Origin of the sequence: Oribacterium sp. NK2B42, from assembly GCF_000424445.1 — a bacterium.
Taxonomy (GTDB): domain Bacteria; phylum Bacillota; class Clostridia; order Lachnospirales; family Lachnospiraceae; genus Oribacterium.
Window position 1 is genome coordinate 1 of sequence record NZ_AUJX01000084.1, and the last position, 4,772, is coordinate 4,772.

Consider the following 4,772-nt stretch of genomic DNA (forward strand, 5'->3'; position numbering starts at 1 on the left):
ATCAATACCACCGAAAGAGGCAGTATCCAAAGTCATGGGGAGAATCAAAGGAAAGAGTGCGTTGATGATCTTCGATAGGCACCCGGAATTTCGGGAAAGAAATAATCGACATTTTTGGGCAAGAGGTTATTACTGCGAAACGGTAGGAAATGTTAATGAAGCTACAATAAAAAAATATATAGAAGATCAAACTAAAGCAGATCGTGCGGAAGGATAATGAGAACCACTTTTAAGTGGTAACCAGTAACATCAGAATGGTTTGCTAGACCGCCTTTAGGCGGAATCACAACACTTGCCCCGGAAGGGGTTAACTCAAACCACCAGCAGGGCTGGTGGTACTGACTTTGACATTTATCGCTAAAAGTTTTATCGTAGTTTGTAATTCAATAGTTTAAACCGTTGAAGCGGAGATTAAACTATGTATGCTTCCACAGAGAGTCGGCGATGGTGAGAATCCGGCGAAAAACAGCATGGCAAATGGACCGCTAAGGGCACAATGAAAAGCATCGATGGTTAAGATGCTGAGTATCCTGTGACGTGAGACATACGTTAGTTGTCGGAGATATGAAGGTATCTCGCAAAGCGCACGAGTCATGTCGTGAAACAGGGTGGCACCGCGAATATTTCGTCCCTGGCAGAACCAGATTAAATTTTGGTTCTGCCAGGGACTTTCTTTTTATCGCAAGACCGCCGAAAGGAAGATGTCTGTTTTGCAGACCGGCGGTCCGCGGGCGAGCAGGGAAGAACTCCTGCTCGATTAGAGCGGAAGACATAAAGCGCAGCGTGAGATCAGGATTTTCAAAAGAGGAAGAACCTCGGAAGGAGAACAAAATGATCAGAAATGCAATCGACAAAATCGCAACATTGAAGGGTGACCTGACCTATGAGGAGGCTTATGAAGTTATGACTGAGATCATGACAGGTCAGACAACACCTACACAGAACGCTGCGTTCCTTGCATCACTTTCCACTAAGTCCACAAAAGCTGAGACCATTGACGAAATATCAGGCTGTGCCGCTGCCATGAGAGAGCAGGCAACCAAAGTTCCGCATCCGGGAATGGAGGTTCTCGAAATAGTTGGGACCGGAGGAGACGGGGCACACAGTTTTAATATTTCCACCACAGCTGCAATGGTCATAGCCGCAGCGGGAATAAAAGTCGCAAAGCATGGTAACAGAGCAGCATCTTCACTTTCCGGAACCGCAGACTGCCAGGAGGCTTTGGGAGTTAATATCCAGCAGGATGTGGAAAAGGCACAGGAGCTTCTCAGAGATGTAGGCATTTGCTTCCTCTTCGCACAGAAGTATCACTCAGCTATGAAATATGTGGGACCTATCAGAAAAGAGCTTGGCTTCCGTACGGTTTTCAATATTCTGGGACCGCTCACAAATCCTGCGAATCCGGATATGTTCCTCCTTGGCGTATATGATGAGTATCTGGTTGAGCCGGTGGCAAAGGTTCTGGATAAGCTTGGGGTAAAGAGAGCATTCGTGGTTTACGGTCAGGACAAGATGGATGAGATTTCCGCCTCAGCACCTACCACACTTTGCGAGCTTAAGAATGGTTACTACAGAACCACCGTTATCAAGCCGGAGGACTTCGGACTTGTAAGAGGTACCAAGAACGAACTGGTGGGAGGAACTCCTGCGGATAATGCATTGATCACAAGAAAGATCTTAAGCGGAGACATACAGGGCACCAAGAGAAATGCAGTGCTCCTCAACGCGGGAGCCGCAATCTATATAGGCGGTAAAGCAGACAGCATTGAAGAGGGCGTAAAGAAGGCTCAGGAGCTTATAGATAGTGGAGCAGCTTTAAAGAAACTGGAAGAGTATATCATTGCAAGTAATACATAAAATATGGAAACGACAAAAATCAAGATATGCGGTCTGAGAAGACCTGAGGATATAGAAGCAGTAAATAAATACAAACCTGAATATGTGGGGTTCGTATTCTATAAAAAGAGCAAACGCTATGTTACAGAAGAGCAGGCTGAGAAGCTCAGGGCACTTCTGGATGAAAAGATAAGCTCAGCAGGGGTTTTTGTTAATGCTGATAAAGCTGAAATTCTCAGGCTGATGCGAAAGGGAATCATCTCAGTGGCACAGCTTCACGGAAATGAATCAGAGGATTATATCAGGGAGCTTAAGGAAGAACTCCAAAAGCCCGGGATTTTTTCTGACAGAAAAGAATACATGACAGGCGGTGAGATCATCAAGGCGTTTGTTTTTAAAAATCTTAAGGAAGAGGATGCCGTGAGAAAAAGTGCATGGAGAATCCTTGAGGAAGCAGGGAAAAGCCCCGCGGATTATATCCTTTTCGATAACGGATATGGCTCGGGAGAGACATTTGACTGGAGCATACTGAGGGACTTTGATAAGCCGTATTTCCTTGCGGGGGGACTTAATCCTGAAAATGTTTCGGGAGCAGTGAAAATGCTTCATCCTTATGCAGTGGATGTAAGCTCCGGGGTGGAAGAGGATGGATATAAGAATCCTGAAAAAATCAGGGAATTCATAGAGAAAGTAAGAATGCTGTGAATTTAATCGACCCATGTCTATCAGTCCTGATCAAGGGCATGAATACAAAAGATAAAAACATACAGAAAGCTCAAATTCAGCGATGAAGAACCAATCGGAAATCCGGGACAAAAAACGGGTAACAGTAATAAGCAGAGGAGAGAAAATGAATCAGAACAATGGCAGATTTGGCGTTCACGGCGGTCAGTACATACCTGAAACACTTATGAATGCGGTAATAGAGCTTGAGGAAGCTTACAACAAATACAAGGACGACCCTGAGTTTAACAGGGAGCTTATGGAGCTTTACAATGAGTACGCAAACCGTCCGTCGAGGCTTTACTATGCGAAGCGAATGACAGAGGATCTGGGCGGTGCAAAGATCTACTTAAAGAGAGAGGATCTGAACCACACCGGTGCCCACAAGATAAATAACTGTCTCGGTCAGGCACTTCTTGCAAAGAAGATGGGTAAGACCCGTCTCATTGCAGAAACCGGAGCGGGCCAGCATGGTGTGGCAACCGCCACTGTTGCGGCACTACTCGATATGGAGTGTGTGGTATTTATGGGAAAAGAGGATATGGAGAGACAGGCGCTTAATGTTTACAAAATGCGCCTTCTAGGTTCAGAGGTTGTCCCGGTAACCACAGGAACAGGAACCCTCAAGGATGCTGTTTCCCAGGCCATGAGAGAGTGGACTTCAAGGATTGAGGATACCCATTACTGTCTCGGATCCGTAATGGGACCACATCCTTTCCCTACAATCGTACGTGATTTCCAGGCGGTTATCTCAAGAGAGATCAAGGAGCAGATGCTTGAAAAGGAAGGCAGACTTCCTGATGCGGTTGTAGCCTGCGTCGGAGGCGGCTCCAATGCCATCGGTACTTTCTATCATTTTATCGATGACAAAGATGTAAAGCTTATAGGCTGTGAGGCTGCGGGCAGAGGCATTGACACCTTTGAAACAGCAGCCACCATCAATACCGGACGACTCGGTATCTTCCACGGTATGAAGTCCTATTTCTGCCAGAATGAGTACGGTCAGATCGCACCGGTTTATTCGATTTCTGCCGGACTTGATTATCCCGGAATCGGACCTGAGCACGCTTATCTTCATGACATCGGAAGAGCACAGTATGTGGCGATTACAGATGATGAGGCGGTTGAAGCATTTGAATATCTTTCAAAGCTGGAGGGAATCATACCTGCCATCGAGTCATCACATGCGCTGGCCTATGTTAAGAAGCTGGCGCCGACCATGTCAAAGGATCAGATCATAGTTGTGACTGTTTCCGGAAGAGGAGACAAGGACTGCGCGGCTATCGCACGTTACAGAGGGGAGGTAATTTCAGAATGAGCAGGATCACAGATGCATTCAAAAATCACAAAGCATTCATACCGTTTATTACCTGCGGGGATCCGGATCTGGAGACCACAAGAAAATGCGTACTTGAGATGGTGAAAAACGGAGCAGATATCATCGAGCTTGGAATTCCCTTTTCGGATCCTACAGCGGAGGGACCGGTGATCATGGAGGCAGACAACAGGGCACTTTCAGGCGGAGCTACTACTGATAAGATTTTTGAATTCACAAAGGAACTTCGCAAGGAAACAGAAGTGCCCTTCATCTATATGACTTATGCCAATGTTGTCTTCTCCTACGGTATAGAGAAGTTTATAAAGGAAGCTTCCGATTCAGGTGTCAGCGGCATTATCCTCCCGGACGTACCTTATGAGGAGAGGGGAGAATTTGAGGAGGTGTGTGATAAATATGATGTGGAGTTTATTTCCATGATCGCGCCTACTTCCCAGGACAGAATTAAGATGATCGCTAAGGATGCAAAGGGATATATTTACGTGGTTTCCTCTCTTGGAGTTACAGGTTCAAGATCAAGCATTACAACAGATATAGGATCCATGGTGAAGCTTGTAAAGGAATGTACAGACATCCCCTGCGCTGTGGGATTCGGCATTTCCAATGTCGGCCAGGCGGAGGCAATGGCAAAGGTAAGTGACGGAGCCATCGTGGGATCCGCTATTGTGAAGATAATTGCCGAGCACGGCAAGGCTGCTCCGGAGAAGGTGGGAGCATTTGTGAAGGAGCTGGCCCGGGCGGTACACGAGGCGTGATAGGATTGATTTCTTAAACAATATATAACCTGAATTATTCACAGAATAATTCCTAATTGCGGTCAAAGCTGCATGACAACTACATTTTTTGTGGGATTTGCATATTTTTAGATTTCATCTAA

The 4,772-nt window shown here is 46.1% G+C and carries 5 protein-coding genes; all 5 read left to right on the plus strand.

Going from position 1 to position 4,772, the window contains the following annotated elements; all coding sequences use genetic code 11:
- A partial coding sequence (gene tnpA, locus G625_RS0114425; protein WP_029201473.1) for an IS200/IS605 family transposase occupies positions 1-217 on the plus strand: 217 nt, incomplete at its 5' end.
- Between the two features lie 614 nt (positions 218-831).
- The gene (trpD, locus tag G625_RS0114430) at positions 832-1,857 is read left to right on the plus strand and encodes an anthranilate phosphoribosyltransferase (RefSeq protein ID WP_029201655.1); all 1,026 of its coding nucleotides are present in this window, start codon (positions 832-834) and stop codon (positions 1,855-1,857) included.
- Positions 1,858-1,860: 3 nt separating this feature from the next.
- Complete coding sequence (locus G625_RS0114435) at positions 1,861-2,541, plus strand: phosphoribosylanthranilate isomerase (RefSeq protein ID WP_029201656.1); 681 nt, start codon at positions 1,861-1,863, stop codon at positions 2,539-2,541.
- Positions 2,542-2,686: 145 nt separating this feature from the next.
- Positions 2,687-3,877, plus strand: a complete 1,191-nt coding sequence (gene trpB / locus G625_RS0114440) for a tryptophan synthase subunit beta (protein ID WP_029201657.1) — start codon at positions 2,687-2,689, stop codon at positions 3,875-3,877.
- A complete protein-coding gene (trpA, locus tag G625_RS0114445; RefSeq protein ID WP_029201658.1) occupies positions 3,874-4,650 on the plus strand; it encodes a tryptophan synthase subunit alpha in 777 nt (258 codons plus the stop codon). The genes trpB and trpA overlap by 4 nt, the downstream gene beginning before the upstream one ends.
- The last annotated feature ends 122 nt before the right edge of the window (positions 4,651-4,772 follow it).

Excerpts from the sequence above, each read along its gene's own strand:
- G625_RS0114435 (WP_029201656.1), top strand. The coding sequence starts at position 1,861 with ATGGAAACGACAAAAATCAAGATATGCGGTCTGAGAAGACCTGAGGAT.
- trpB (WP_029201657.1), top strand. The coding sequence starts at position 2,687 with ATGAATCAGAACAATGGCAGATTTGGCGTTCACGGCGGTCAGTACATA.
- trpD (WP_029201655.1), top strand. The coding sequence starts at position 832 with ATGATCAGAAATGCAATCGACAAAATCGCAACATTGAAGGGTGACCTG.
- trpA (WP_029201658.1), top strand. The coding sequence starts at position 3,874 with ATGAGCAGGATCACAGATGCATTCAAAAATCACAAAGCATTCATACCG.